This is a genomic window from Belnapia sp. AC561, from assembly GCF_979252845.1.
This window is the reverse complement of the sequence record NZ_CEEDBP010000002.1, coordinates 244443-269373: the sequence shown is the minus strand read 5'-3', so window position 1 is coordinate 269373 and position 24931 is coordinate 244443. Positions and strand designations below refer to the sequence as shown.

The 24931-nt window shown below is 67.9% G+C and carries 21 protein-coding genes and 2 tRNA genes; 14 read left to right on the top strand and 9 right to left on the bottom strand.

What is annotated here, in order from left to right; translation table 11 throughout:
• Nucleotides 1-20: 20 nt before the first annotated feature.
• Nucleotides 21-1364 (bottom strand): MmgE/PrpD family protein, encoded by a 1344-nt coding sequence (locus AC0IW9_RS03025; protein WP_471646713.1) that lies wholly within the window; start codon nucleotides 1362-1364, stop codon nucleotides 21-23.
• Nucleotides 1365-1463: 99 nt separating this feature from the next.
• Between AC0IW9_RS03025 and AC0IW9_RS03020 the strand changes: the two genes are divergently transcribed.
• Entirely contained in the window at nucleotides 1464-2243 is a 780-nt protein-coding gene (locus AC0IW9_RS03020; protein WP_471646712.1) for an SDR family NAD(P)-dependent oxidoreductase, read from the top strand.
• An 8-nt stretch (nucleotides 2244-2251) separates the two neighbouring features.
• Here the strand turns inward: AC0IW9_RS03020 and AC0IW9_RS03015 are convergent, their stop codons facing one another.
• From AC0IW9_RS03015 to rfbC, 6 genes are all read right to left on the bottom strand, one after another.
• Nucleotides 2252-3223, bottom strand: coding sequence for an SMP-30/gluconolactonase/LRE family protein (locus AC0IW9_RS03015; protein WP_471646711.1), 972 nt, complete (start codon nucleotides 3221-3223; stop codon nucleotides 2252-2254).
• Between the two features lie 77 nt (nucleotides 3224-3300).
• Nucleotides 3301-4533, bottom strand: a complete 1233-nt coding sequence (locus tag AC0IW9_RS03010; protein WP_471646710.1) for a methyltransferase domain-containing protein — start codon at nucleotides 4531-4533, stop codon at nucleotides 3301-3303.
• Nucleotides 4530-5609 (bottom strand): CDP-glucose 4,6-dehydratase, encoded by a 1080-nt coding sequence (gene rfbG / locus AC0IW9_RS03005; RefSeq protein WP_471646709.1) that lies wholly within the window; start codon nucleotides 5607-5609, stop codon nucleotides 4530-4532. The genes AC0IW9_RS03010 and rfbG overlap by 4 nt, the downstream gene beginning before the upstream one ends.
• Complete coding sequence (rfbF, locus tag AC0IW9_RS03000) at nucleotides 5594-6361, bottom strand: glucose-1-phosphate cytidylyltransferase (RefSeq protein ID WP_471646708.1); 768 nt, start codon at nucleotides 6359-6361, stop codon at nucleotides 5594-5596. Before rfbF ends, rfbG begins: the two co-directional genes overlap by 16 nt.
• A gap of 46 nt (nucleotides 6362-6407) precedes the next feature.
• Nucleotides 6408-7298, bottom strand: coding sequence for an NAD-dependent epimerase/dehydratase family protein (locus tag AC0IW9_RS02995; RefSeq protein ID WP_471646707.1), 891 nt, complete (start codon nucleotides 7296-7298; stop codon nucleotides 6408-6410).
• A gap of 10 nt (nucleotides 7299-7308) precedes the next feature.
• A complete protein-coding gene (rfbC, locus tag AC0IW9_RS02990; RefSeq protein WP_471646706.1) occupies nucleotides 7309-7839 on the bottom strand; it encodes a dTDP-4-dehydrorhamnose 3,5-epimerase in 531 nt (176 codons plus the stop codon).
• A gap of 141 nt (nucleotides 7840-7980) precedes the next feature.
• Here rfbC and AC0IW9_RS02985 point away from each other — a divergent pair, with 141 nt between their 5' ends.
• Nucleotides 7981-8760, top strand: coding sequence for a hypothetical protein (locus AC0IW9_RS02985; RefSeq protein WP_471646705.1), 780 nt, complete (start codon nucleotides 7981-7983; stop codon nucleotides 8758-8760).
• A gap of 23 nt (nucleotides 8761-8783) precedes the next feature.
• Nucleotides 8784-9749, top strand: a complete 966-nt coding sequence (locus AC0IW9_RS02980; RefSeq protein WP_471646704.1) for a Bug family tripartite tricarboxylate transporter substrate binding protein — start codon at nucleotides 8784-8786, stop codon at nucleotides 9747-9749.
• Between the two features lie 21 nt (nucleotides 9750-9770).
• Here the strand turns inward: AC0IW9_RS02980 and AC0IW9_RS02975 are convergent.
• Nucleotides 9771-9846: transfer RNA gene (locus tag AC0IW9_RS02975), tRNA-Gly, on the bottom strand.
• Between the two features lie 306 nt (nucleotides 9847-10152).
• Here AC0IW9_RS02975 and tuf point away from each other — a divergent pair.
• The 4 genes from tuf (at nucleotide 10153) to nusG (ending at nucleotide 12381) form a co-directional block, all read left to right on the top strand.
• Nucleotides 10153-11340, top strand: a complete 1188-nt coding sequence (tuf, locus tag AC0IW9_RS02970; RefSeq protein WP_471646703.1) for an elongation factor Tu — start codon at nucleotides 10153-10155, stop codon at nucleotides 11338-11340.
• A gap of 119 nt (nucleotides 11341-11459) precedes the next feature.
• A tRNA-Trp gene (locus AC0IW9_RS02965) sits at nucleotides 11460-11536 on the top strand.
• 101 nt (nucleotides 11537-11637) lie between these two features.
• On the top strand, nucleotides 11638-11832 hold the full coding sequence (secE, locus tag AC0IW9_RS02960) for a preprotein translocase subunit SecE (protein WP_290320738.1): 195 nt from the start codon (nucleotides 11638-11640) through the stop codon (nucleotides 11830-11832).
• 15 nt (nucleotides 11833-11847) lie between these two features.
• Entirely contained in the window at nucleotides 11848-12381 is a 534-nt protein-coding gene (gene nusG, locus AC0IW9_RS02955; RefSeq protein WP_471646702.1) for a transcription termination/antitermination protein NusG, read from the top strand.
• A 56-nt stretch (nucleotides 12382-12437) separates the two neighbouring features.
• Here nusG and AC0IW9_RS02950 read toward each other — a convergent pair whose 3' ends face one another.
• Nucleotides 12438-13178 carry a YidB family protein gene (locus tag AC0IW9_RS02950; protein ID WP_471646701.1) on the bottom strand — a complete coding sequence of 247 codons (741 nt, stop codon included), beginning with the start codon at nucleotides 13176-13178 and terminating at the stop codon, nucleotides 12438-12440.
• A gap of 16 nt (nucleotides 13179-13194) precedes the next feature.
• Between AC0IW9_RS02950 and AC0IW9_RS02945 the strand changes: the two genes are divergently transcribed.
• From AC0IW9_RS02945 to rpoC, 7 genes are all read left to right on the top strand, one after another.
• Nucleotides 13195-13458: a GlsB/YeaQ/YmgE family stress response membrane protein gene (locus AC0IW9_RS02945; RefSeq protein WP_471646700.1), complete on the top strand. Its 264-nt coding sequence runs from the start codon at nucleotides 13195-13197 to the stop codon at nucleotides 13456-13458.
• A 166-nt stretch (nucleotides 13459-13624) separates the two neighbouring features.
• A complete protein-coding gene (rplK, locus tag AC0IW9_RS02940; protein WP_471646699.1) occupies nucleotides 13625-14059 on the top strand; it encodes a 50S ribosomal protein L11 in 435 nt (144 codons plus the stop codon).
• 3 nt (nucleotides 14060-14062) lie between these two features.
• Nucleotides 14063-14764 carry a 50S ribosomal protein L1 gene (rplA, locus tag AC0IW9_RS02935; protein ID WP_471646698.1) on the top strand — a complete coding sequence of 234 codons (702 nt, stop codon included), beginning with the start codon at nucleotides 14063-14065 and terminating at the stop codon, nucleotides 14762-14764.
• Between the two features lie 313 nt (nucleotides 14765-15077).
• Nucleotides 15078-15611: a 50S ribosomal protein L10 gene (rplJ, locus tag AC0IW9_RS02930; RefSeq protein WP_471646697.1), complete on the top strand. Its 534-nt coding sequence runs from the start codon at nucleotides 15078-15080 to the stop codon at nucleotides 15609-15611.
• A 108-nt stretch (nucleotides 15612-15719) separates the two neighbouring features.
• Nucleotides 15720-16100 (top strand): 50S ribosomal protein L7/L12, encoded by a 381-nt coding sequence (gene rplL, locus AC0IW9_RS02925; protein WP_290320730.1) that lies wholly within the window; start codon nucleotides 15720-15722, stop codon nucleotides 16098-16100.
• A gap of 198 nt (nucleotides 16101-16298) precedes the next feature.
• Nucleotides 16299-20501 (top strand): DNA-directed RNA polymerase subunit beta, encoded by a 4203-nt coding sequence (gene rpoB, locus AC0IW9_RS02920; protein WP_471646696.1) that lies wholly within the window; start codon nucleotides 16299-16301, stop codon nucleotides 20499-20501.
• Nucleotides 20502-20577: 76 nt separating this feature from the next.
• Entirely contained in the window at nucleotides 20578-24735 is a 4158-nt protein-coding gene (gene rpoC, locus AC0IW9_RS02915; protein WP_471646695.1) for a DNA-directed RNA polymerase subunit beta', read from the top strand.
• The last annotated feature ends 196 nt before the right edge of the window (nucleotides 24736-24931 follow it).

Below are 24931 nucleotides of genomic sequence, written 5' to 3'. Positions count from 1 at the left end.
GCACGTCCCAGTCCTCGGACCTAGGCCAGAAGCTGCATCAGCTCCGCCACATCCGGCGCCTCCTCCAGCGCCCAGGCCGCCGCGATCTGCGCCGTGGCGCGGTCGTCGAAGCCGCCGATCGCCGCATTGTCGCGGAACTTGGCTTCCAACTCGGCATCGGTCAGCGGCTGGCCGGCGCTGCCGCGCGGGTCCGTCACCAGCGCCTCCGCCTCCTGCCCGTCGAGCAGGATCACCCGCACCCGCGCAGCGCCACGCGGCAGGCTGACATCTTCCACCGCCACCACCCGGGCGCGGAAGGCGGCCAGTGCCGGGTCCTGCGCCGCGGCCTCCTCGAAATCCACCACCCCGGCCCGTCCACGGACGAAGCCGAGCGCGGCGCTATGGTGGATGCTGACCCGCGCATCCCGTGCCGTCCGCACCACGCGGTCGCCGCGTGCCAGCAGCAGCGCGTCGCCCGAGACGATGACCTGGGCAATGGCCTCCGGTTCCACCCCCAGTTCCAGGCGAAGCTGCAGGCAGGCATCGATCACGGCATGGAAGACGATGCCGGCCGGATAGGGCTTGTAGGTATTGGCCCCGATCTCCCAGCGCTGCCCCAATTCACCGGTGATGGCGGTCACATCCGCCACGTCGCCGGTCGCCCTTGCCCAGCCTAGCGGCCCCTCGAGCGCCAGCGGCGCCGCCTGATAGCCCTGCTCGGCAAACAGCGCCGCCAGCATCCCCAGCCGGGCGGCATTGCCGACGCCGACGTTCTTGGCCGCGGTCGGCAGGTTCTCGACGATGCCCGCCGCCTGGCTCGCGGCGATGCCGATCGCGTGGCCCGTTTGCGCCGCATCCAGCCCGAGCAGCTTGGCGCAGCCCGCCGCCGCGCCGAAGGCCCCGCAGGTCGAGGTGATGTGCCAGCCCCGCGCGTAATGTCCCGGCGAGACGGCATTGCCGATCCGGCATTCCACCTCGCCGCCGAGCAGGAAGGCGTGCAGCACCGCCGCACCCGGCAGCCCCCGCTGTTCCGCGAGCGCGAGGACCGCCGGCACCACCGGCGCCGCCGGATGGATCACCGTGTTCAGGTGGGTATCGTCGTAGTCCAGCAGGTTGGAAGCGATGGCATTGACGAAGGCCGCGCTCATCGGGTCCAGCTTCACGCCCTGGCCGACCACCGTCGCCACCGGCGCCCCGGCGAAGCCCTGCACAACCCGCAGCGCCGTGGTCACCGCCGGGTCCCGCGCCACGCCCAGCGCGCAGCCGAGGTGGTTGAGGATGGAGCGCTTGGCCTCATGCCGCAGTGCCGGCGGGATATCGGCCCATGCCGAGCCGGTGACGAACTGCCCCAGAATGGCGGCGGCACCCTTGGCCTCGTCGCGCATCGACTATCCTCCCGATCGGCTGCTTCCTCGATATCCCTGGCCTCCTGCCCGGACAAGCGGCGCTGCGCTATCCTGGGCGCCAAGGCAGGGGAACTCGGGATGACGCAGGGATTGCAAGGGCGGGTCGCGCTCATCACCGGCTCCACCGGCGGCATCGGCCTGGCGGTGGCCGAGGCTCTTGCCGCTGGTGGCGCCGAGATCATCCTGCATGGCCTGGCAACACCGGAGGAAGCCGCGCCGGTGGTGGCCGGGCTTGCTGCGCGCTACGGCGTGCCGGTACGCTTCCATCAGGCTGAATTGGCCCAGCCCGCCGCCATCGCCACCATGGTCGCCGCGGCCGGCGACATCGATATCCTAGTGAACAATGCCGCCGCCCGGCATTTCGCCCCGGTCGAGGCAATGCCGCCCGAGGCCTGGGACGAGGATATCGCGGTCAACCTTTCCGCCGCCTTTCACCTTGTCCGCCTGACCCTGCCAGGGATGCGCCGGCGCGGCTGGGGCCGCATCGTCAACATGGCCTCGATCTATGGGCTGATCGGCGCGAAGGACCGAATCGGCTACGTCACCACGAAAACCGCGCTGATCGGCCTGACCCGCGCCGTGGCGCTGGAGACCGCCGAGAGCGGCATCACCTGCAACGCGCTCTGTCCCGGCTCCACCCTCACGCCCAATATCGATGGCCGCATCCGCGCCGCCATGGCCACCGAGGGCACCGACCGCCCCGCGGCCGAGGCCCGGTTCCTCGCCGGCAAGCAGCCGACCGGCCGCTTTGTCGAGGCGGAGGCAATTGCTGCCATGGTGGCCATGCTCTGCGGCCCAGCCGGGCGGGACATCACCGGGGCGGTGCTGCCGATGGACGGCGGCTGGTCGGCCGCCTAGCCGCGTCTTCAGCCCCCTGGCACGCCCTGGGCCTCGACATACAGGGCATAGACCGACTGGCTCGCGGTCATGAACAGCCGGTTCCGCTTGCGCCCGCCGAAGGCGAGGTTGGCGCAGCGCTCCGGCAGCAGGATGCGGCCGATCAATGTGCCATCGGGGGCGAAGACCGCGACGCCGTCCTGCCCCGGCCCGCCGGTGAAGCCGCACCAGACATTGCCCTCGGTATCGCAGCGGATGCCATCGGCCCAGCCCGGCGAGGCATCGAAGAACAGCCGGCCATTCGCCGGCATCCCATCCACCATGTCGTAGACCCAGGTGGTCTTCGGCGCGGCCGGGGTATCGACCACATAAAGCCGGCTTTCGTCGGGGGAGAAGCACAACCCGTTCGGGCGTGCCATGTCGCCGACCGCGATGGTCAGCGCCCGCGTCTCCGGGTCCAGCCGGTAGACCCGGTAGGGCATCTCCTGCGGCGCCTTGTCGCCGAGGTAATTGCCGCGGATGCCGGCGCCGTTGTCGCTGAACCAGATGGATCCGTCCGACTTCACCACCACGTCGTTCGGCCCGGTCAGCCGGGTGCCCTCGAAGTGGCTGGCCAGCACGGTGAGGGTGCCGTCCAGCTCGGTCCGGGTCAGCGTGCGGCTGCCCAGCTCGCAGCTGATGAGGCGGCCCTGGCGGTCCCGGGTATTGCCGTCGATATTGCCGCAGGGGCTGCGCAGGGTCACCGTCTGGCCGGTGATCTCGTCCCAGCGCAGCAGCGCGTCGTTCGGGATATCGGCAAACAGCAACTGCCGCGTGTCGCCGTAGTAGGAGGGGCCCTCGGTGAAGCGGAAGCCGGTGGCGACGCGCTCGATCGCCGCATGGCCGAGGATGATCTTCTCGAAGCGTGGGTCGAGGGCGATCACGTCCGGGTCCGGGTAGCGGATCGGCCCCGCCTGTTCCCAGCGCGAGGCGCCTGCCATCCCGGAATTGCCTTGGCTCATCGTCGTTCCTCCCATCGCCTTGCCGACGATTGGACACCGATGCGCCACCGGCTGCAAACCCGGCCGGGCAGGGGCCCTTAGCTGAAGACCCGCAATTCGGGGATGGCCGTGGCGAAGCGGCCGCCCCAGGCGCGGATCACCGCCATCTCGGCCATCACCTCGGCGGTCAGGTTCCAGGGCAGGATCAGCACCACATCGGGCCGCATCGCCAGCAGTGCCTCAGGTGAGACCACCGGGATGCGGCTGCCCGGCAGCAGGCTGCCCTGCTTGGCCGGGCTGCGGTCCGCCACGACGCGGACCAGCTCCGGCCCGATGCCACAGTAATTCAGGAAGGTATTGCCCTTGGCGGCGGCGCCATAGCCGGCGACGACGCGCCCGGCCCGGCGTTCGCCGATGAGGAATTCCAGCGCGTCGCATTTGATGCGGACCACCGTCTCGGCGAAGCCGGCATAGCCGGTCGCCTCGAACAGCCCCGCCGCCCGCTCCCCCTCGATGACGCGCCCGGCCGCTGCCATCCCTTCGTGTGCCGCATCCTCGTGGCAGGCGAAGACCCGCAGCGAGCCGCCATGGGTCGGCAGTTCCTCGACGTCGAAGACCCGGAGCCCATGCCCCTGCAGCAGCCCCGCCACCACGCCGAGCGACAGGTAGGAGAAATGCTCATGGTAGATCGTGTCGAACTGGCTCTCTGCCAGCAGCCGCAGCAGATGCGGGAATTCGAAGGTGACGACGCCTTCCGGCGCCAGCAGGCTGGCGAAGCCGGCCAGGAAATCATGCAGGTCCGGCACATGCGCGAGCACGTTGTTGGCAACCATGAGATCGGCCGGCCCGCCTTCGGCCAGCAGCCGCGCCGCCGTGGCCTGCCCGAAGAAGGCGACCTCGGTCGGCACGCCCCGGCCGCGCGCCACTGCGGCCACATTCGCCGCCGGTTCCACCCCCAGCACCGGGATGCCGGCCCGGACAAAATATTGCAGCAGGTAGCCGTCGTTGCTGGCGACCTCCACCACGCGGGAGGCTGGGCCAAGCCCGAAGCGCCGGGTCATCGCCGCGGCATAGGCCTCTACATGGGCCAGCCAGGTCGAGGAGACGGAGGAGAAATAGGCATAGTCGGAGAAGATCGCCGCCGGCGCCTCGAAGGCCTCGAGCTGCACCAGATAGCAGTGGCCGCAGACCAGCGCATGCAGCGGATGGAAGACCTCGCCCTGCCGCATCCGCGCCGGGGGCACATAGGAATTGGACAGCGGCGAGAGGCCGAGATCGACCAGCGTCCGGCCCAGCGGTGCGCCGCAGCCGCGGCAGGGGGGAGGGGTCATCGCGCTGCAAGCTCCGCATAGGCGTCGATCTGCGCCAGGGCCAGGGTCCGTGCCGCTTCGCCCTTGGCCTGCCCCGCGTACCAGCCGATGGTCCAGCCGATCGCCTGATGGATATCGAGGCGCGGCCGCCAGCCCAGCCGGGCCCTTGCCTTGGCGGCATCGACCTGCAGCAGCATCGCCTCATGCGGCCCGCCGCCGCTGCCCGGGTGCAGTGTCATGCCGGGGCCCCAGGCCGCGGCCGCGGCGGCGGCGACTTCGCCGACCGGCAGGGCATCCGCCGCGGCCGGGCCGAAATTCCAGGCCTCGGCGAAACCGTGCCCAGCCTCGCCCGCTAGGCATTCGGCCAGTCGGAGATAGCCGGCCAGCGGTTCCAGCACATGCTGCCAGGGACGGGTCGCGCCGGGGTTCCGCAATTCCACCGGCTGCCCGGCGAGCGCGGCCCGCACCAGATCCGGCAGCAACCGGTCCGCCGCCCAGTCGCCGCCGCCGATCACGTTGCCGGCCCGGGCCGTGGCGATGGCGGCCGCCCCCGGCGCCGCGAAGAAGGATTGCCGCCAGGCTGCCGCCACCATCTCGGTCGCGGCTTTGGAAGCGCTGTAGGGGTCGTGCCCGCCCAGCGCCTCTTCCTCCCGGTAGGGCCAGACCCATTCGCGGTTCAGATAGGCCTTGTCGCTGGTCACCACGACGACCGCCCGCAGCCCGGGCACCGGTCGCAGCGCTTCCAGCAGATGCACGGTGCCCATGACATTGGTGGCGAAGGTTTCGACCGGCTCGGCATAGGACCGGCGCACCAGGGGCTGGGCGGCGAGGTGGAAGACCACCTCCGGTGCCGCCGCGGCGACGCAGCGCGTAACGGCCGCCGCATCCCGCAGGTCCAGCAAATGGGAAACCGCATCGGCCTCGGTGACGGCCTTGGCAAACAGGCTCGGCGTGGTGTCCGGCGGCAGGGCCAGCCCCTGGACCCGCGCCCCCAGCCGGGCCAGCCAGAGGGTCAGCCAGGCGCCCTTGAAGCCGGTATGGCCGGTGACCAGCACCCGCCGTCCAGCCCAGAAGCCGGGGGTCACCACAGCTTCCACGGCGCCTGTCCGCTGGCCCAGAGCGCCTCCAGCTGCCGCCGGTCCCGCAGCGTATCCATCGGCTGCCAGAAGCCGCCGTGCCGATAGGCCGTCAGCTGACCCTCCGCCGCCAGCCGTTCCATCGGCTCGCGCTCCCAGGTGGTCGCGTCACCCTCGATCAGCTCCAGCACCTTGGGCGAGAGCACGAAAAAGCCGCCATTGATCGCCGACCCATCACCCGCCGGCTTTTCCCGGAAGGCGGTCACCCGCGCATCGTCCAACTCGAGCGCGCCGAAGCGGCCGGAGGGCTGCACCGCGGTGACCGTGGCCAGCCGGCCCGCCGCCCGATGCGCCGCCAGCAGCGCCGCCAGGTCGATATCGGCGACGCCATCGCCATAGGTCATGAAGAAGTCCTGGTCCCCCAGGTAGTCCCGCACCCGCTTGAGCCGCCCGCCAGTCATGGTCTGTTCGCCGGTCTCGATCAGCGAGACCCGCCAGTCCTCGGCGCCGGAGCGATGCACCTCGACCGCGCCGGCCGCCAAGTCCACCGTGATATCGGCGACGTGGTGGCGGTAATTGACGAAGTATTCCTTGATCACATAGCCCTTGTAGCCAAGGCAGACGACGAAATCCCGGACCCCGTAATGGCCGAAGATCTTCATGATGTGCCAGAGGATGGGCCGCCCGCCGATCTCGACCATCGGCTTGGGGCGCAGCTCCGTCTCCTCCGCCAGCCGGGTGCCGAGGCCGCCCGCCAGGATCACTGCCTTCATGCCCGCAAGGCGCATGCCGCGAGGCCCCCATCAACCGCCCGCAGCTTTAGGCAGCCCCACCCGGCGCCGCAAGCAACTCCTCCCGCCAGAGCCGAGCAAGGTCGGCATCGAGGTCGCAGGCTTCGGTGAAGCCGACCTCCCGGCGCAGGCGCGCGGTCGCGGCGACCATGCTCGGCACCTCGTCCGGCCGGTCGGGCAGGGCGCCGAGCCGGACCAGCTCCGCCCGCCCGCTCAGCCGGCCGATCCGCCCGACCAGCGCCCCGATCGGCAGTCCTTCTCCCGCCGCCACATTCACCGCGCCCTGAACCTCGCTGGCCGCCAGCGCCGCCAAGGCCCGGCCGGTGAACCAGGTGCTGGCGAAATCCCGCACCGGGCGGCCGGAGGCGCAATCCGCCGGGCGTCCTGCCCGCAGCGCCGCCATCACCGATGGCACCAGCCGTCCCGGCGCTTCCCCCGGCCCGAACAGATGGAACAGCCGAGCCCAGGCGGTGCTGATCCCGGTCCCGGCCAACCGTGTGGCGAAGCTCGCCTTCGCCAGCCCATAAAGCGTTGCGGGGGCGAGCGCCCGCGTTTCTGACCAGGGCGCCGTACCGGCGGGCTCGGTCCCGTATTCGGCACAACTGCCGAGGCCGATGAAGCGCCGCCCGCCCGCCCGCACGAATTCATCGAGCAGCCCGGCCGAGGCTGCCGCCCAGGCCATGTTCTCCGGCGCCATCCAGAATCTGCCATGCGCCACATACCAGGCGGCATGCAGCACCGTATCCGGCGCCACGGCCAGGGCCGCCCTTCGCCCCGCCGCCGTCAGCAGGTCCGCGACATGCCAGGTCACCCCGGGCAGCGGTGCGCCTGCCCGGGACGTGACGGCATGCACCTCGAACCCCAGGGCCCGCAGCGGCTCCAGCACCTGGCGGCCGACGAAGCCACCGGCACCGGTCACCAGAATTCGCCTAGCCGGCACGGTCGGGCCAGGCACGGTCGCGCGCGGAGATCACCTCGGGCTGCGCCGGCCAGTCGATCCCAAAGGCCGGGTCATCCCAGCGCGCGCCCCGTGCCGCAGCCGGTTCATAGGCGGCGTCGATCAGGTACTCGACCAGCGCATCCTCGGTCAGGGTCAGGAAGCCATGGGCGAAGCCGGCCGGGATGAACAGGGCGTTGTGCGCCTCCGGCGCCAGCCGCAGCGCCGTCCAGTGCCGGTAGCTCGGCGAGGCCGGGCGGAGGTCCACCGCCACGTCGAAGACCGCGCCGCGCAGGCAGCGGACCAGCTTCTGCTCCGCGGCCGGCGCCGCCTGCCAATGCAGGCCCCGCAGGGTGTGCCGCTGCCGGTTATCGGAAAGGCTGGCCTGGCTCGGCTGGAAGAGGATACCGGCGGCGGCGAAGCTGTCCCGGCACCAGGTCCGGGCGAAGCTGCCGCGTTCGTCCACCACCGGCTCTCCTACCACCTGCATGACCCCGGGAAGGCTCGTCTCGCTGATCCGCATCGCCCTGCCGCCTCCACGCCGCCGCGGGCGCAGTCTCCCCATTCCCGCCGTCGGAGGCCAGCCGCCTTCCGCCGCACGGGGAGCTGGACTATCACCGCGCCGCTGCCGCCCATGCCGGGACCGCGCGGCGCGGGAATGTCCATGCTCGAACTCAAGGTGACCGGCGAAGCCGGCGCCCATCGATTGGCCCGGCGGGCTCTCCTCGCCACGGCACTGGCCGCGGTGGCGAGCCCGGCGGCCGCGGCGCCGTCCCGGCGCCTCCAACTGGTGCCTGGCCTGGCTCCCATTCCGGTGGTCGCCCGAATCCTGACCTCGGCCGACCAACGCAAGACCTTCGAATTCCGCGCCACCGGCCCCGGCGCGCCGGCTGGCCGCATCACCGCCCCGAGCTGGTATGGCGGCGCCCGTCTCCAGGGCGTGGTGCACATCGCCGGCCGCGATCTCGCCCTGCTGGCCTTCGAGGGCAATACCGGCACCGGGGTCTTCCAGGAGCTCCTGCTCATCGCCGGCGTGGACAATGGCGGAAGCTTTCGCATCCTGGGCATCGAGACCCTGTCGTCCCGCGAGAATGGTGATTGCGCCCTTGCCGAGACCCTGGCGGGCCGCATCCATGCCGCCCCGGGTGGTGGGGCGTTGCGGGTCCACTACCTCGGTGCCGGCACCCGGACCAACGCCTGCCCGGCACGGCCCGGCGGCCGGCGGCCCTGGCGCGAAGACTGGAGCCTTGCCTTGCCCTGGACCGGCGACGGCGTGCTGCCACCAGCCAGCGCCACCGGCCGCATCGGCAGCGTTGCCCGCCGTCTGGACGAAACCCGGGCTCGGACCGCCCGCTGGCTGGCCGAGGCCCCGCGCCAGGCGATCGCCGCCGAGGACATGGATCGGCTGCGCCTTTACGACACCTTTGCATCTACCCCGGCCTGACCGCATCTCTTGTGGAGACTTCCATGCCCATCATCACCCGCCGCGGCCTGACTTCGGGCCTTGCCGCTTGGCTGCTTGCGACCCCCGCCCTGGCGCAATCCTTTCCGGCCCGCCCGGTCACCGTGGTGGTGCCCTTCGCCGCCGGCGGCAGCACCGACGTGCTGACCCGTCTCATGGCGGAGCGGATGGCGGAGGTGCTGGGCAAGCCCGTGCAGGTGGACAACCGCCCTGGCGGCAATACCATCATCGGTGCCGAATATGCCGCCCGCGCGGCTCCGGATGGCCACACCATCCTGATGGCCGCCGGGACGACGCTCACCATCAATCCGGTGATCTACCGGACCCTGCCGTACAAGCTGGAGGATTTCGCTCCGGTCACCCTCTGCTCGACCTTCCCCTTCGCGGTCATCGCCCGGAACGACGGCCCGGCCGATATCGCCGCCATGGTCGCCGCGGCCAAGGCCCGGCCGGGGCAGGTGACCTACGGCACCAATGGCCCGACCACGCTGACCAATGTCGCCATGCTGATGGTGCTGGAGCGGCTGGGGATCACCATGCAGGATGTCACCTACCGGGGCGATGCGGCCCAGTTGAACGATTTCCTGGCCGGGAACCTGGATCTGCTGGTGGTCGCCGGCGGCACCGCCCTGCCGGTGGTCCGCAACGGCCAGGGCCGGATCCTGGGCTGGACCAGCGCCCGCCGGGTCGGTTCCACGCCGGAGGTGCCGACCTTCGCCGAAGGTTCGCCCGGGCTGGTGGCCGAAAGCTGGTTCGGCCTGCTTGCCCCCGCCCGTACGCCGCCCGAGGCCCTGCAGCGCCTGAACGCGGCCGCCATCCATGCCCTGCAGGACGCCCGCATCCGCGAGCGCCTGACCAATGACGGGCAATTCCCGGTGGGGAGCAGCGCCGAGGAATTCGGCGGCTTCCTGCGCAGCGAAGCATCCCGCTGGAAGCCGATCCTCAGCCGCCTGGAAGTGCCGCAGAACTGAGACCGGAAAGGATGGGCCGGGTGGAGCGGACGACGAGGTTCGAACTCGCGACATTCAGATTGGAAATCTGACGCTCTACCAGCTGAGCTACGTCCGCGTACCGGTCCCGTCGGCGTTGACCCGGAACAGTGTTCCTGATAGGGCCAGCCGCGCCGGCCGGCAAGGGTGACGGCTGGCGCGACGTGAATTTGTCCTGGCCTGGCGCCCTGAAACCGGCTTCCGGCCTGGGTTTGAGCAGTTTGCCTAACTTGGCTCCGGCCTCGCCGGACCAGGCCTTGGTGGCGCCGTAAGCGCCGCCGACCGGCAAGGCGGATCCGTCCCCAGGCCCGGCCATCAGGCGGGGACAGACAGGTCCGGCAGCCGGCACGACGAAACGGATCAGACGGGATAGCGGAGCCGGGCAATGGCGAAGGCGAAGTTTGAGCGGAACAAGCCGCACTGCAACATTGGCACGATTGGTCACGTTGATCATGGCAAGACGTCGCTGACCGCGGCGATCACCAAGGTTCTGGCCAAGACCGGTGGTGCGACGTTCACGGCGTACGACCAGATCGACAAGGCGCCGGAGGAGAAGGCGCGCGGGATCACGATCTCGACCGCGCATGTCGAGTACGAGACGCAGAACCGGCACTACGCCCACGTCGACTGCCCCGGCCACGCCGATTATGTGAAGAACATGATCACCGGCGCGGCGCAGATGGACGGCGCGATCCTGGTGGTCTCGGCGGCCGACGGCCCGATGCCGCAGACCCGCGAGCACATCCTGCTGGCGCGTCAGGTCGGCGTGCCGGCGCTGGTGGTCTTCCTGAACAAGATGGACCTGGCCGACCCGGATCTGGTCGAGCTGGTCGAGATGGAAGTCCGCGAGCTGCTCTCGGCCTACAAGTTCCCGGGCGACGACATCCCGATCATCAAGGGCTCGGCGGTGGCCGCCCTCGAGGACAAGACGCCGGAGATCGGCGAGAAGGCGATCCTCGAGCTGATGGCGGCGGTGGATGCCTATATCCCGCAGCCGGCGCGTGCGCTGGACCGGCCCTTCCTGATGCCGGTCGAGGACGTGTTCAGCATCTCGGGCCGCGGCACGGTGGTGACCGGGCGCGTCGAGCGCGGCATCGTCAAGGTGGGCGAGGAAGTCGAGATCGTCGGGCTGAAGACCACGGTGAAGACCGTCGTTACCGGCGTCGAGATGTTCCGCAAGCTGCTGGACAGCGGGCAGGCGGGCGACAACATCGGCGCGCTGCTGCGCGGCGTGAAGCGTGAGGACGTCGAGCGTGGCCAGGTTCTGGCCGCCCCCGGCTCGATCACCCCGCACACCGGCTTCAAGGCCGAGGCCTATATCCTGACGAAGGAAGAAGGTGGCCGGCACACGCCGTTCTTCACCAACTACCGGCCGCAGTTCTACTTCCGGACCACGGACGTCACGGGCATCGTCAAGCTGCCGGAAGGCGTCGAGATGGTGATGCCGGGCGACAACGTGTCGATGGACGTCGAGCTGATCGCGCCGATCGCCATGGACGAGGGCCTGCGCTTCGCCATCCGCGAGGGCGGCCGCACCGTCGGCGCCGGCGTCGTCGCCAGCATCGTGAAGTAGAGGCCTGCGCGGCCCGGTGGTGGCCGGGCCGTTTTTGGCATTTGGCTGCCGGATCGTGCCTTGCACGTCTGGACAGCCTCCGCCGGCTCGGCTATTCCCGCCGTCCTGGCTGCGGGCATAGGGGCGTAGCTCAATTGGCTAGAGTGCCGGTCTCCAAAACCGGAGGTTGTGGGTTCGAGACCCTCCGCCCCTGCCAAGCCCGCTGACTATCCGCCAAGACCGCAGTATTCGGTCGGGTGGTGCCCAGGGCGGGCGCCGCCCGCGCAGCATTCCACCCGAGCCCAGAGGTTCTTCGCGTTGGCCAAGTTCGATCCCGCACTCTATGTCCGGGAAGTGCGGACCGAGGTGGCCAAGGTCACCTGGCCGTCCCGCAAGGAGACCCTGATCACGACCGGGCTGGTACTCGCCATGTCGGCGCTGGCGGCCGTCTTCTTCCTGGTCGTCGATCAGTTGATCGCCTTGGCGATGCGCGGCCTATTCGGAATCGGGTGAGGGAACCGCACAGATATGGCCAAGCGCTGGTACGTGGTCCACGTCTACTCCGGCTTCGAGAAGAAGATCGCGCAGCAGATCAAGGAACAGGCCGCCCAGAAGGGGCTGGCCGACCAATTCGACGAGATCCTGGTCCCCGCCGAGGAAGTGACCGAGGTTCGTCGCGGCCAGAAGGTGAATTCCGAGCGTAAGTTCTTCCCCGGCTATGTCCTGGTGAAGATGGATATGTCGGACGACGCCTGGCACCTGGTGAAGGACACGCCCAAGGTCACCGGCTTCCTCGGCAACAAGAACAAGCCGAGCCCGATTACCGAGGCCGAGGCTCAGCGTATCGTCAACCAGGTCAAGGAAGGCGTGGACAAGCCGCGCAAGCCCGCCGTGGTCTTCGAGATCGGCGAGCAGGTCCGGGTTGCCGATGGTCCCTTCACCAGCTTCATGGGCACGGTCGAGGAAGTGGACGAGGAGCGCGGCCGGGTGAAGGTCTCGGTCAGCATCTTCGGGCGTTCGACCCCGGTCGAGCTCGAATATACCCAGGTCGAAAAGGTCTGAGACGAAGCGGGCGCCGTCTCCGGCGCCCGTCCCAGGTTCTACCGTCGTGGCCAGGCCTACCGTCGTGGCTGGCCCTGGCCGCCGAACAGGCTGCCCAGCAACCCGCCAAGACCGCCGCTGCCAAGGTCCGTGTCTCGCTCGGGCAACCGGCCCTGCGGCGTCAGCTTGTCAACGAATTCGGGCAGCAGGCGGCTGACCTCCTGCATCAGCCCGCCGCGGTCTGTCCCGGCCTCGCGGGCGGCTGCATCGATGTCCTTCGGATCGAAGGCGCGCGACAACTCATCAGCCGACACGCTTTGGTTCGGCCCCGGCTGGACCCAGCTGTTCACCTTGTCTTCCATGCCATGGCCACGCAGGCCACCGAGCAGGCCGCCGAGCCCGCCGAGGATCCCGCCGCCGGCGGAGGATCCGCCGCCCAGCAGGCCACCAAGGATACCGCCGCTGGCCGCCGCGCCGGCGCCCCCGCCAAGCAACCCGCCCAGGATGTCACCGAGGCCACCGCCCTGGGCAGGCACGGCCTGGGTCTCGCCCGTGGCAGGAGCTTCGGTCGCTGTTGTCCGAGAGTGCTTCATCAACTGCTGCACCAGGAGAGCGATCGCCGCCATCTGCAGTCCGCCCGACATGCCGCCGGCCAGCCCACCACCCGTTTTGCCGAATAGGTTCTCGCTCATCGTCCGCCATTCCCTGTGTTGTCCGGGCCACCAACGCCGAGGACCGTCCGAAGTGGCGGGCATGCGCAGGGAATTGCCCGTTCCGCCAAGGAACCGGAGGGCGCCCGCCGCCTTTACCCCGCGCATTGGAAAGGATCCTGTCATGGGTATCATCGGCACAATCGTGATCGGCTTCCTGGCCGGCCTGGTCGCAAAATTCCTCCACCCGGGGCGTGACCCGGCCGGCTTCATCATCACCACCCTGCTTGGCATCGTCGGCGCCGTCGTTGCCACCTACCTTGGCCAGGCGATCGGCTGGTACCGGGCCGGCGAAGGCGCGGGCTTCATTGGTGCGGTCGTCGGCGCCATCATCGTGCTCTTTATCTACAACATGGTGACCCGGCGCTCGGCCGGCAGCCGCCTCTAGCCTGCGGCCAACGGGTGCAGCGCGGAGAGGCTTGACTCTCCCGCCGGACCCGCCCATACGCCCCCGCTCACTCGACCGAGACGCGGGAGGCGCTTGGCCCATCAGGAATGATCCTGGTTGGCCATGCGCCGTAGGCACCGCGGCTCCCTGATCGCAGGGACCGATTATGGCCAAGAAGATCACCGGCTACATCAAGCTGCAGATTCCTGCCGGCAAGGCGAACCCCTCGCCGCCGGTCGGCCCGGCGCTGGGTCAGCGCGGCCTGAACATCATGCAGTTCGTGAAGGAATTCAACGCGGCGACCCAGGGCCTCGAGCCCGGCACGCCGACGCCGGTGGTCATCACCGCCTTCTCCGACCGTACCTTCGCCTTCATCACCAAGACCCCGCCGAACACGCACTTCCTGCTGCGCGCCGCCGCCATCACCAAGGGCAGCACCACGCCGGGCAAGGGCGGCTCGGTCGGCCGGGTCACCAAGACCCAGCTGCGCGAGATCGCGGCGACCAAGATGAAGGACATGAACGCCAACGACGTGGAGGCGGCTGTCAGCATGCTCGCAGGCTCGGCCCGTTCCATGGGTCTCACCGTGGTGGAGGCGTAAGTCATGGCGAAGCAGGGCAAGCGTCTCAAGGCGATCTACGCGTCCATCGACCGTGACGCCATCCTTCCGCTGACCCAGGCAATCAGCCTGGTGAAGGCCAATGCCAAGGCGAAGTTCGACGAGACGATCGAAATCTCGATGAACCTTGGCATCGATCCGCGGCATGCCGACCAGATGGTCCGCGGCGTGGTCGGCCTGCCGAACGGCACTGGCAAGGTGGTCCGCGTCGGCGTCTTCGCCCGTGGCCCCAAGGCCGAGGAGGCCCTGGCCGCCGGTGCCGATGTGGTCGGCGCCGATGACCTCGCCGCCGCCGTCCAGGAAGGCAAGATCGAGTTCGACCGCTGCATCGCCACCCCGGACATGATGGGTCTGGTCGGGCGCCTGGGTAAGATCCTCGGCCCGCGCGGGCTGATGCCGAACCCTCGCCTCGGCACCGTTACCATGGACGTCAAGGGCGCGGTCACCGCCGCCAAGGCCGGTCAGGTCGAGTTCCGCGCCGAGAAGGCCGGGATCGTCCATGCCGGGATCGGCAAGGTGAGCTTCGACGAGGAGAAGCTTCTCGAGAATGCCCGCGCCTTTGTGGATGCGATCCAGCGGGCCCGTCCGGCTGGCGCCAAGGGCACCTATGTGAAGAAGGTCTCCGTGGCCTCCTCCATGGGCCCGGGCGTGAAGGTGGACATCACCTCGCTCAGCGCCGCGACCTGAGGCCTTGAAATTCGCCCATCCTTGAGGATGGGCGCGCAGGGGTGGCCCGCAAGGCCATCTCGAAACCTGTCCGAGACCACGGGTAGCCCCCAACCCTGATCTGAAGGGAGGGGGCCTTAAGGGAACTTCGGTTCCGCCAGCGGTAGACGGGGTGCGAAACCATCCACGCCGCCCGGGATGTTTCCCGGCGGCGCAATGGCTTGGCAGTCCGGCTCAGACAGGCGAACCGGGATCTTCGGCATTCCGCCGGAGGTCCCCGTGTGAACCGGCCGTAGCCCCTCCACCAGGCGCCGGCCACCGACGGAGACGGGATTTGGACCGCACGGAAAAGCGCGAGTTCATCGCCCACCTCGCCACGGTGTTCGCCGATACTTCCTTCGTGCTCGTCGCCCAGAACAAGGGTCTGACGGTCGCCGAAGTGAGCAATCTGCGCCGCCGCATGCGCGATGCTGGTGCGACGTACAAGGTCGCGAAGAACCGGCTGGCCATGCTCGCCCTCGACGGCACCCGCTTCCAGGGCATCACGCCGCTGCTGAAGGGTCCGACCGCGCTTGCGTGGTCGACGGATCCGGTGGCCGTGGCAAAGACTGCCGTGGAGTTCGCCAAGGGTAACGACAAGTTCGTCATCCTGGGCGGCGCACTCGGAACCCAGGCCCTGAACCCCGATGGGATCAAGGCACTGTCCGAGCTGCCGTCGCTCGAGACGCTGCGGGCGCAGCTGCTGGGTCTGATCCAGACCCCGGCAACGCGCATCGCCGGGATCCTGCAGGCTCCTGGTTCGCAGCTGGCACGGGTGTTCGCGGCCTTCGCCAAGAAGGACGCAGAGGACGAGGCGGAAGCCGCCTGACCTGACTGACTGGATTGTAACCGGGTGGAATTGGCGGGCAGGGCCCGGCGATGCACCCGGGGTGTTGCAAACGGCAAGCCAAGCCATTAGATCAAAGGGTACACAGACATGGCCGATCTCGCAAAGCTGGTCGATGAGCTCTCCAGCCTGACCGTCCTGGAAGCCGCTGAGCTCTCCAAGATGCTGGAGGAGAAGTGGGGCGTCTCCGCTGCTGCTCCGGTTGCGGCTGCCGCGGCGCCTGCCGCTGCCGGTGCCGCCGCGGCGCCCGCCGAGGAGCAGACGGAGTTCACCGTCACCCTCGCCAAGGCCGGCGACAAGAAGATCAACATCATCAAGGAGATCCGCACGATCACCGGTCTGGGGCTGAAGGAAGCCAAGGATCTGGTCGAGGGCGCCCCGAAGGTGGTGAAGGAGGCTGCGTCGAAGGACGAGGCCGCCAAGATCAAGAAGGTGCTGGAAGAGAACGGGGCGACCGTCGAAGTCAAGTAAGGTCGCTTCTGCTGCAATCCCAGCCCTGGGCGTCCGTCGCCGGGGCTGGGGCCAGACTATCGGAGGTACGGGCGGGAACCCTTTGGGTTGCCGCCCGTGCTGCCGTTTCATCCTCCCGGCATGGGGATGGGGCGGCCGACGGGCAGGAACACGGCACGCACCGGGTCGCGCGCTGGGCGAGAGGGATACGGGACAGGCATGAACGCTATCACGAAGTCGTTCACCGGGCGCAAGCGCATCCGCAAGAGCTTTGGGCGCTTGCCCGAAGTGGCACCGATGCCGAACCTCATCGATGTGCAGCGCGCCTCCTACGAAGCCTTTTTGCAGATGGAGGTCAATCCTGACGCGCGGACCCATACCGGGTTGCAGGAAGTTTTCAAATCCGTCTTTCCGATCGATGATTTCGCCGGCCGCGGGCGCCTGGAATTCGTCCAGTACGAGCTCGAAGAGCCGAAATACGATGTCGAGGAATGCATCCAGCGCGGGCTGACCTTTGCCGCTCCGCTCAAGGTGCGCCTGCGCCTCATCGTCTGGGACGTGGATGAGGATACGGGCAGCCGTTCCGTCCGCGACATCAAGGAGCAGGACGTCTACATGGGCGACATGCCCCTGATGACGGACAACGGCACCTTCATCATCAACGGCACCGAGCGCGTCATCGTCTCCCAGATGCACCGCAGCCCGGGCGTGTTCTTCGACCACGACAAGGGCAAGACGCATAGCAGCGGCAAGTATCTCTTCGCCGCGCGTGTCATCCCCTATCGCGGTTCCTGGCTTGATTTCGAATTCGACGCCAAGGACATCTGCTACGTCCGCATCGACCGCAAGCGCAAGCTGCCGGCGAGCACCCTGCTGCTGGCGCTGGATAGCGAGCGGACCGAGGCGTTGCGGGTCGAGAAGGGCGCGACGGCGCTGGAGCCGAATGAGATCCGCGGCATGGATGCCGAGGAAATCCTCAACTGCTTCTATGGCCAGGTTGCCTTCACCCGCAGCCCGACCGGCTGGTCGCGTCCCTTCGACCCCGAGGCCTTCCGCGGCATCAAGCTGTCCGAGCCGCTGGTCGATGCGATGACCGGGCAGGTGGTGGCCGAGAAGGACGCCAAACTGACCCCGCGTGCGGCGCGGAAGATCGCCGAAGGCGGCACGACCGAGGTGCTCGTCGGCCGGGCAGATCTGCTCGGCCGTTTCGTGGCCGAAGACCTGGTCAACATGGAGACCGGCGAGATCTGGGCCGAGGCCGGTGAGGAACTGACCGAGCCGAAGCTGGCGGCGATCGAATCGGCCGGCCTCGACCGGCTGCCGACGCTGGCCATCGACCAGAGCGTGGGTCCCTGGATCCGCAACACGCTGACGGTGGACAAGAACACCAGCCGCGACGAAGCGCTGATGGACATCTACCGGGTGATGCGCCCGGGTGAGCCGCCGACGCCGGAGACCGCCGAGACCCTGTTCAAGGGCCTGTTCTTTGACGGCGAGCGCTACGACCTCTCCTCGGTCGGGCGGGTGAAGATGAACATGCGCCTCGGCTTCTCCGCCGAGGAAGTGGCGGACACCGTCCGCACCCTGCGCAAGCAGGACATCATTGCCACCATGCGCGTGCTGCTCGAGCTGAAGGACGGCCGCGGCCAGATCGACGACATCGACAACCTCGGCAACCGCCGGGTGCGTTCGGTCGGCGAGCTGATGGAGAACCAGTACCGCGTCGGCCTGCTGCGGATGGAGCGCGCGATCAAGGAGCGCATGGGGTCGGTTGATATCGACACCGTCATGCCGCATGACCTGATCAACGCCAAGCCGGCGGCGGCGGCGGTGCGGGAGTTCTTCGGCTCCAGCCAGCTCAGCCAGTTCATGGACCAGACCAACCCGCTCTCGGAAGTGACGCATAAGCGCCGCCTCTCCGCGCTCGGACCTGGCGGTCTGACCCGCGAGCGCGCCGGCTTCGAGGTGCGCGACGTGCACCCGACGCATTACGGCCGCATCTGCCCGATCGAGACGCCGGAAGGCCCGAATATCGGCCTGATCAACTCCCTGGCGACCTTCGCCAAGGTGAACAAGTACGGCTTCATCGAGACGCCGTACCGGCTGGTGCGGGATGGCAAGATCGTCGGCGAGCCGCGCTACCTCTCCGCCATGGAGGAGGAGCGGCTGGTCGTCGCCCAGGCCGATGCCGAGGTCGATGCGTCCACCGGCCAGTTCATGTCCGAGCTGGTCTCGGTCCGTCAGGGTGGTGACTTCCGGCTGGTGAAGCCGGAGGAAGTCACCGCGATCGACGTGTCGCCGAAGCAGCTCGTCTCGGTTGCCGCGGCGCTCATCCCCTTCCTCGAGAACGATGACGCCAACCGCGCGCTGATGGGCTCCAACATGCAGCGCCAGGCGGTGCCGCTGGTGCGGGCCGATGCGCCGCTGGTCGGAACGGGCATGGAATCGGCGGTGGCCCGGGATTCCGGCGCGACCATCGTGGCCAAGCGCGACGGCGTGGTGGACAGCATCGACGGTGCCCGCATCGTGGTGCGTGCGACCGGTGATGACGGCACCACCCGTGGCGTCGATATCTACCGGCTGCGCAAGTTCCAGCGCTCCAACCAGAGCACCTGCATCAACCAGCGCCCGCTGGTGAAGGTGGGCGACGGCGTGCGTGGCGGCGAGATCATCGCCGATGGGCCGAGCACCGAGCTGGGCGAGCTGGCGCTGGGGCGGAACGTCCTGGTCGCCTTCATGCCCTGGAACGGCTACAACTTCGAAGACAGCATCCTGATCTCCGAGCGGATCGCCAAGGACGACGTCTTCACCTCGATCCACATCGAGGAATTCGAAGTCATGGCCCGTGACACCAAGCTGGGCCAGGAAGAGATCACCCGGGACATCCCGAATGTCGGCGAGGAAGCGCTCCGCAACCTCGACGAGGCCGGCATCGTCTATATCGGCGCGGAAGTGCAGCCGGGTGACATCCTGATCGGCAAGGTGACGCCGAAGGGCGAAAGCCCGATGACGCCGGAGGAGAAGCTGCTCCGCGCCATCTTCGGCGAGAAGGCTAGCGATGTGCGCGACACCTCGCTCCGCCTGCCACCGGGTGTGGCCGGCACCATCGTCGACGTCCGCGTCTTCTCCCGCCGTGGCGTGGATAAGGACGAGCGCGCGATGGCGATCGAGCGCGCCGAGATCGAGCGGCTGGCCAAGGACCGCGACGACGAGAAGTCGATCCAGGAGCGGTCCTTCCATAGCCGGCTGCGCGAGCGGCTGCTGAACCGCAAGGCTTCGGGCGGCTTCCGTGGCGTGAAGGCCGGCACCACCATCACCGATGAGGTGCTGGACCAGTTCGCCAAGGCCACCTGGCGCCAGATCGGCGTGCAGGACGATGCCGCCATGGCCGACATCGAGGCGCTGAAGCGGGAGTTCGACGCGGCCGTCGAGCGCCTGCAGAAGCGGTTCGAATCGAAGGTCGAGAAGCTGCAGCGTGGCGACGAGCTGCCGCCCGGCGTGATGAAGATGGTCAAGGTCTTCGTCGCGGTGAAGCGGAAGCTGCAGCCTGGCGACAAGATGGCCGGTCGGCACGGCAACAAGGGCGTGGTCTCCCGCGTCGTTCCGGTGGAGGACATGCCCTTCCTCGAGGACGGTACGAGCGTCGACATCGTCCTGAATCCGCTGGGCGTGCCGTCGCGCATGAACGTCGGGCAGATCCTTGAGACCCATCTTGGCTGGGCCTGCGCCAATCTTGGCAAGCAGGTCGGCGAGTTGGTCGAAGAGTATCGCCGTTCCGGTGCCATGCGGCAGGAGCTGCTCGACCTGCTGAAGGATGTCTACCGCGACAGCAACAAGGCGAACCCGGACGAGATCTTCGACGAGCAGATCGCGCCGATGAGCGACGACCAGCTGATCGAGATGTCGGAGAACCTGAAGAAGGGCATCCCGATCGCCACGCCGGTCTTCGACGGCGCCCGCATGGCCGATATCGAGGGCATGCTGGCCCGAGCCGGGCTGGAGAGCTCCGGCCAGGTCTGGCTGACCGATGGGCGGACGGGGGAAATCTTCGAGCGGAAGGTGACGGTCGGCATCATCTACATGCTGAAGCTGCACCATCTGGTCGACGACAAGATCCACGCCCGCAGCATCGGCCCCTACTCGCTCGTCACGCAGCAGCCGCTGGGTGGCAAGGCGCAGTTCGGTGGTCAGCGCTTCGGTGAGATGGAGGTCTGGGCGCTTGAAGCCTATGGCGCCGCCTATACCTTGCAGGAGATGCTGACGGTGAAATCCGACGACGTCTCCGGCCGTACCAAGGTCTATGAGGCGATCGTCCGTGACCAGGACAATTTCGAGGCCGGCATCCCGGAAAGCTTCAACGTCCTGGTGAAGGAATTGAAGTCGCTCGGGCTGAACGTCGACCTTGAGACCCGCGGCAACTGAGCTTGCCGCAAACATCCTTTCTGCGCGGCCGCCCCGGGAAACCGGTGGCGGCAGGCTGGACCAAAAGGAAGGCCGCATGAACGAGCTGATGAAGATCCTGGGCCAAACCGGCCAGGCGATGACCTTCGACCAGATCAAGATCTCCATTGCCAGCCCGGAGCAGATCCGCTCCTGGAGCTATGGCGAGATCAAGAAGCCGGAGACCATCAACTACCGTACCTTCAAGCCGGAGCGGGACGGGCTGTTCTGCGCCCGCATCTTCGGCCCGATCAAGGACTACGAGTGCCTCTGCGGCAAGTACAAGCGGATGAAGTTCCGCGGTATCATCTGCGAGAAGTGCGGCGTCGAGGTGACTCTGGCGAAGGTGCGCCGCGAGCGCATGGGCCATATCGAGCTGGCCTCGCCTGTCGCGCATATCTGGTTCATGAAGTCCCTCCCGAGCCGCGTCGGCCTCATGGTCGACATGACGCTGAAGGAGCTGGAGAAGGTCCTCTACTTCGAATCCTACGTCGTGCTGGAGCCGGGCCTGACCGATCTGAAGCTGCATCAGCTGATGACTGAAGACCAGTACCAGACGAAGATGGATGAGTTCGGCGAGGATGCCTTCACGGTCGGCATCGGCGCGGAAGCGGTGAAGCAGATGCTGTCGGGGATCGACAGCGGCAAGGAAGCCGTGCGCCTGCGTGCCGACCTCAAGGAGACCACCTCCGAGGCGAAGCGCAAGAAGCTGGTCAAGCGGCTGAAGCTGATCGAGGCTTTTGCCGAAAGCGGTGCACGTCCGGACTGGATGATCCTGAACGTCGTGCCGGTCATTCCGCCTGAGCTGCGCCCGCTGGTGCCGCTGGACGGTGGTCGGTTCGCGACCTCGGATTTGAATGATCTGTACCGCCGCGTCATCAACCGCAACAACCGCCTGAAGCGGCTGATCGAGCTGCGCGCTCCGGACATCATCGTCCGCAACGAGAAGCGCATGCTGCAGGAAGCGGTGGATGCGCTGTTCGACAACGGCCGCCGCGGCCGCGCCATCACGGGGGCCAACAAGCGCCCGTTGAAGTCGCTGTCCGACATGCTGAAGGGCAAGCAGGGCCGGTTCCGGCAGAACCTGCTCGGCAAGCGCGTCGACTACTCCGGCCGTTCGGTCATCGTCGTCGGGCCGGAGATGAAGCTGCATCAGTGCGGGCTGCCGAAGAAGATGGCGCTCGAGCTGTTCAAGCCCTTCATCTACTCGAAGCTCGAGAAGTACGGCCACGCCACCACCATCAAGGCCGCGAAGCGGATGGTGGAAAAGGAGCGTCCCGAGGTCTGGGACATCCTCGAGGAGGTGATCCGCGAGCATCCCGTGATGCTGAACCGGGCGCCGACGCTCCACCGTCTCGGCATCCAGGCCTTCGAGCCGGTGCTGGTCGAGGGCAAGGCGATCCAGCTGCATCCGCTGGTCTGCACCGCCTTCAATGCGGATTTCGACGGCGACCAGATGGCGGTGCACGTGCCGCTGTCGCTGGAAGCGCAGCTCGAAGCCCGCGTGCTGATGATGTCGACCAACAACATCCTCAGCCCGGCCAATGGCAAGCCGATCATCGTGCCGAGCCAGGACATCGTGCTCGGCCTCTACTACCTCAGCCTGGAGACGCCGGAATACCGGGTCGCCGATGAGCAGAAGGCGCCTGCCTTCTCGACCATGGGCGAGATCGAGCAGGCGATGGCGGCCGGCGCGCTGCAGCTCCACACCAAGATCCGTATGCGGCGCCAGACCATGGACCGCGACGGCAAGCTGGTGATGGAGCGGGTGGTGACCACGCCGGGCCGGGTGATGATGGGCCAGCTGCTGCCGCTGCATCCGCAGCTGCCGTACAGCCTCATCAATCGCCAGCTGACGAAGAAGTCGATCTCCGACGTCATCGATGCGGTCTATCGGCATTGCGGCCAGAAGGAGAGCGTGATCTTCGCCGATCGGCTGATGGGCATCGGCTTCCGTCAGGCGGCGAAGGCGGGCATTTCCTTCGGCAAGGACGATATGATGATCCCGGCCGAGAAGACCGGGATGATCGCCAAGACCAAGACCGAGGTGAAGGAGTTCGAGCAGCAGTACCTCGACGGCCTGATCACCGCGGGCGAGCGCTACAACAAGGTGGTCGACGCCTGGTCGCGTTGCACCGAGGAAGTGGCGCAGGCGATGATGAAGGAGATTTCCCGTCAGGAGATCGGCCGGCCGACGAACAGCGTCTGGATGATGTCGCACTCCGGTGCGCGTGGGTCGCCGGCGCAGATGCGCCAGCTGGCCGGCATGCGCGGCCTGATGGCCAAGCCCTCGGGCGAGATCATCGAGCAGCCCATCATCTCCAACTTCAAGGAGGGGCTGACGGTCCTTGAGTACTTCAACTCGACCCACGGCGCCCGCAAGGGCCTCGCGGATACGGCGTTGAAGACGGCGAACTCCGGCTACCTCACCCGTCGTCTGGTGGACGTGGCGCAGGACTGCATCATCGTCATGAATGATTGCGGGACCGAGCGCGGCATCACCGTGCGGCCCGTGATGGACGGCGGTGAGGTCATCTCCTCGCTTTCCGAGAGGATCCTCGGCCGCGTCTCGCAGCGCGACGTGGTCGATCCCGCGACCGGCGAAGTGCTGATGGTCCGCAACAAGCTGATCGAAGAGCCGGATGCCGAGCGCATCGAGGCGGCGGGCGTGGAGGAGATGTACATCCGCTCCGTCCTCACCTGCGATGCCGGCGTCGGCGTCTGCGGCCATTGCTACGGCCGTGACCTGGCGCGTGGTACGCCGGTGAACGTCGGCGAGGCGGTCGGCGTCATCGCCGCGCAGTCCATCGGTGAGCCGGGTACGCAGCTGACCATGCGTACCTTCCACATCGGTGGCGCGGCGCAGCGTGGGGCCGAGCAGTCCGCCGTTGAGGCAACCAACGACGGCACGGTCAAGATCGCCAACCGCAACGTGGTGGCGAACAGCGCTGGCGCGCCGGTGGTGATGAGCCGCAACTGCGAGATCGTGCTCGCCGACGTGGCGGGGCGTGAGCGGGCACGGTATCGCGTGCCCTATGGCGCCCGGTTGCTGGTGGATGAGGGGGCGACGGTGGCCCGCGGCCAGAAGCTGGCCGAATGGGATCCCTTCACCCTTCCGATCATCACGGAGCGGTCCGGCCTGGTCGAGTTCGCTGATCTCATCGAGGCGGTGACGCTTTATGAGGAAACCGATCCGGTTACCGGACTCACCTCTAAGGTGGTTCGTGAGCCGATCGACAAGGCCCGTAACGCCAACCTGCGTCCGCGTCTGCTGCTAAAGTCCGAGGACGGGCAGGTGCAGCAGTACTTCCTGCAGCCGGCCTCGGTGTTGAACATCGAGAACCACGGCACGGTGAAGGCAGGTGACGTCCTGGCTCGTCTGCCGCGCGAATCCTCGAAGACGCGCGATATCACCGGCGGTCTGCCGCGAGTCGCGGAGCTCTTCGAGGCACGTCGCCCGAAGGACCACGCGATCATTTCGGAGATCGACGGCCGTGTCGAGTTCGGCAAGGACTACAAGGCGAAGCGTCGCATCGTGGTGGTGCCGGAGCAGCAGGGTGACGAGGCCCCCGTGCCGCGTGAATATCTGGTGCCCAAGGGCAAGCACGTCTCGGTGCAGGAAGGCGACTACGTGAAGGCCGGCGATCCGCTCGTCGACGGCCCGCGCGTGCCGCATGACATCCTGCGCGTGCTCGGCGTCGAGCAGTTGGCGAACTACCTGGTGAATGAAATCCAGGACGTCTATCGACTACAGGGCGTGAAGATCAACGATAAGCATATCGAAGTCATCGCGCGCCAGATGCTGCAGAAGGTCGAGATCCTCGAGGCCGGTGATACGACCTATCTGGTCGGCGAGCAGGTGGATCGGATCGAGTTCGAGGACGAGAACGAAAAGCGGCTTGCGGCAAAGGAGCGGCCCGCACGGGCCGAGCCGGTGCTGCAGGGCATCACCAAGGCGTCCCTGCAGACCACCAGCTTCATCTCCGCCGCCTCCTTCCAGGAGACGACGCGGGTGCTGACCGAGGCTGCCACGGCAGGCAAGGTCGACGTGCTGGCGGGCCTGAAGGAGAACGTCATCGTCGGCCGCCTCATCCCGGCCGGCACAGGCTCTGTGATGAACCGTCTGCGGGCCCTGGCTGCCCAACGGGACAAGGGGCGCCTACCGGCCTCCCAGCCCGCCTTGCCGGAGCCTGCGGGGCGTCAGGCCGCCGAGTAATCAGCAAGGCTGCAGAAGCGAATGGGCCGGGTTCCGCAAGGGACCCGGCCCTTTTCATTTAAGCAGGGTTTTTCACGTGACCGCGCCTGCTTCGCTTGACTCTCCCTCATCCCCCGCGTAGGTAACCGGCCCTTGGCAAGGCTGGGCGCTGTGGCGCCGGACTGCCAAGACTTTGGTCCACAACGCTGCGCGTTCG

Excerpts from the sequence above, each read along its gene's own strand:
- AC0IW9_RS03025 (WP_471646713.1), bottom strand. The coding sequence starts at position 1,364 with ATGCGCGACGAGGCCAAGGGTGCCGCCGCCATTCTGGGGCAGTTCGTC.
- AC0IW9_RS03020 (WP_471646712.1), top strand. The coding sequence starts at position 1,464 with ATGACGCAGGGATTGCAAGGGCGGGTCGCGCTCATCACCGGCTCCACC.
- AC0IW9_RS03015 (WP_471646711.1), bottom strand. The coding sequence starts at position 3,223 with ATGAGCCAAGGCAATTCCGGGATGGCAGGCGCCTCGCGCTGGGAACAG.
- AC0IW9_RS03010 (WP_471646710.1), bottom strand. The coding sequence starts at position 4,533 with ATGACCCCTCCCCCCTGCCGCGGCTGCGGCGCACCGCTGGGCCGGACG.
- rfbF (WP_471646708.1), bottom strand. The coding sequence starts at position 6,361 with ATGAAGGCAGTGATCCTGGCGGGCGGCCTCGGCACCCGGCTGGCGGAG.
- rfbC (WP_471646706.1), bottom strand. The coding sequence starts at position 7,839 with ATGCGGATCAGCGAGACGAGCCTTCCCGGGGTCATGCAGGTGGTAGGA.
- AC0IW9_RS02985 (WP_471646705.1), top strand. The coding sequence starts at position 7,981 with ATGCTCGAACTCAAGGTGACCGGCGAAGCCGGCGCCCATCGATTGGCC.
- AC0IW9_RS02980 (WP_471646704.1), top strand. The coding sequence starts at position 8,784 with ATGCCCATCATCACCCGCCGCGGCCTGACTTCGGGCCTTGCCGCTTGG.
- tuf (WP_471646703.1), top strand. The coding sequence starts at position 10,153 with ATGGCGAAGGCGAAGTTTGAGCGGAACAAGCCGCACTGCAACATTGGC.
- nusG (WP_471646702.1), top strand. The coding sequence starts at position 11,848 with ATGGCCAAGCGCTGGTACGTGGTCCACGTCTACTCCGGCTTCGAGAAG.
- AC0IW9_RS02950 (WP_471646701.1), bottom strand. The coding sequence starts at position 13,178 with ATGCGCGGGGTAAAGGCGGCGGGCGCCCTCCGGTTCCTTGGCGGAACG.
- AC0IW9_RS02945 (WP_471646700.1), top strand. The coding sequence starts at position 13,195 with ATGGGTATCATCGGCACAATCGTGATCGGCTTCCTGGCCGGCCTGGTC.
- rplK (WP_471646699.1), top strand. The coding sequence starts at position 13,625 with ATGGCCAAGAAGATCACCGGCTACATCAAGCTGCAGATTCCTGCCGGC.
- rplA (WP_471646698.1), top strand. The coding sequence starts at position 14,063 with ATGGCGAAGCAGGGCAAGCGTCTCAAGGCGATCTACGCGTCCATCGAC.
- rplL (WP_290320730.1), top strand. The coding sequence starts at position 15,720 with ATGGCCGATCTCGCAAAGCTGGTCGATGAGCTCTCCAGCCTGACCGTC.
- rpoB (WP_471646696.1), top strand. The coding sequence starts at position 16,299 with ATGAACGCTATCACGAAGTCGTTCACCGGGCGCAAGCGCATCCGCAAG.
- rpoC (WP_471646695.1), top strand. The coding sequence starts at position 20,578 with ATGAACGAGCTGATGAAGATCCTGGGCCAAACCGGCCAGGCGATGACC.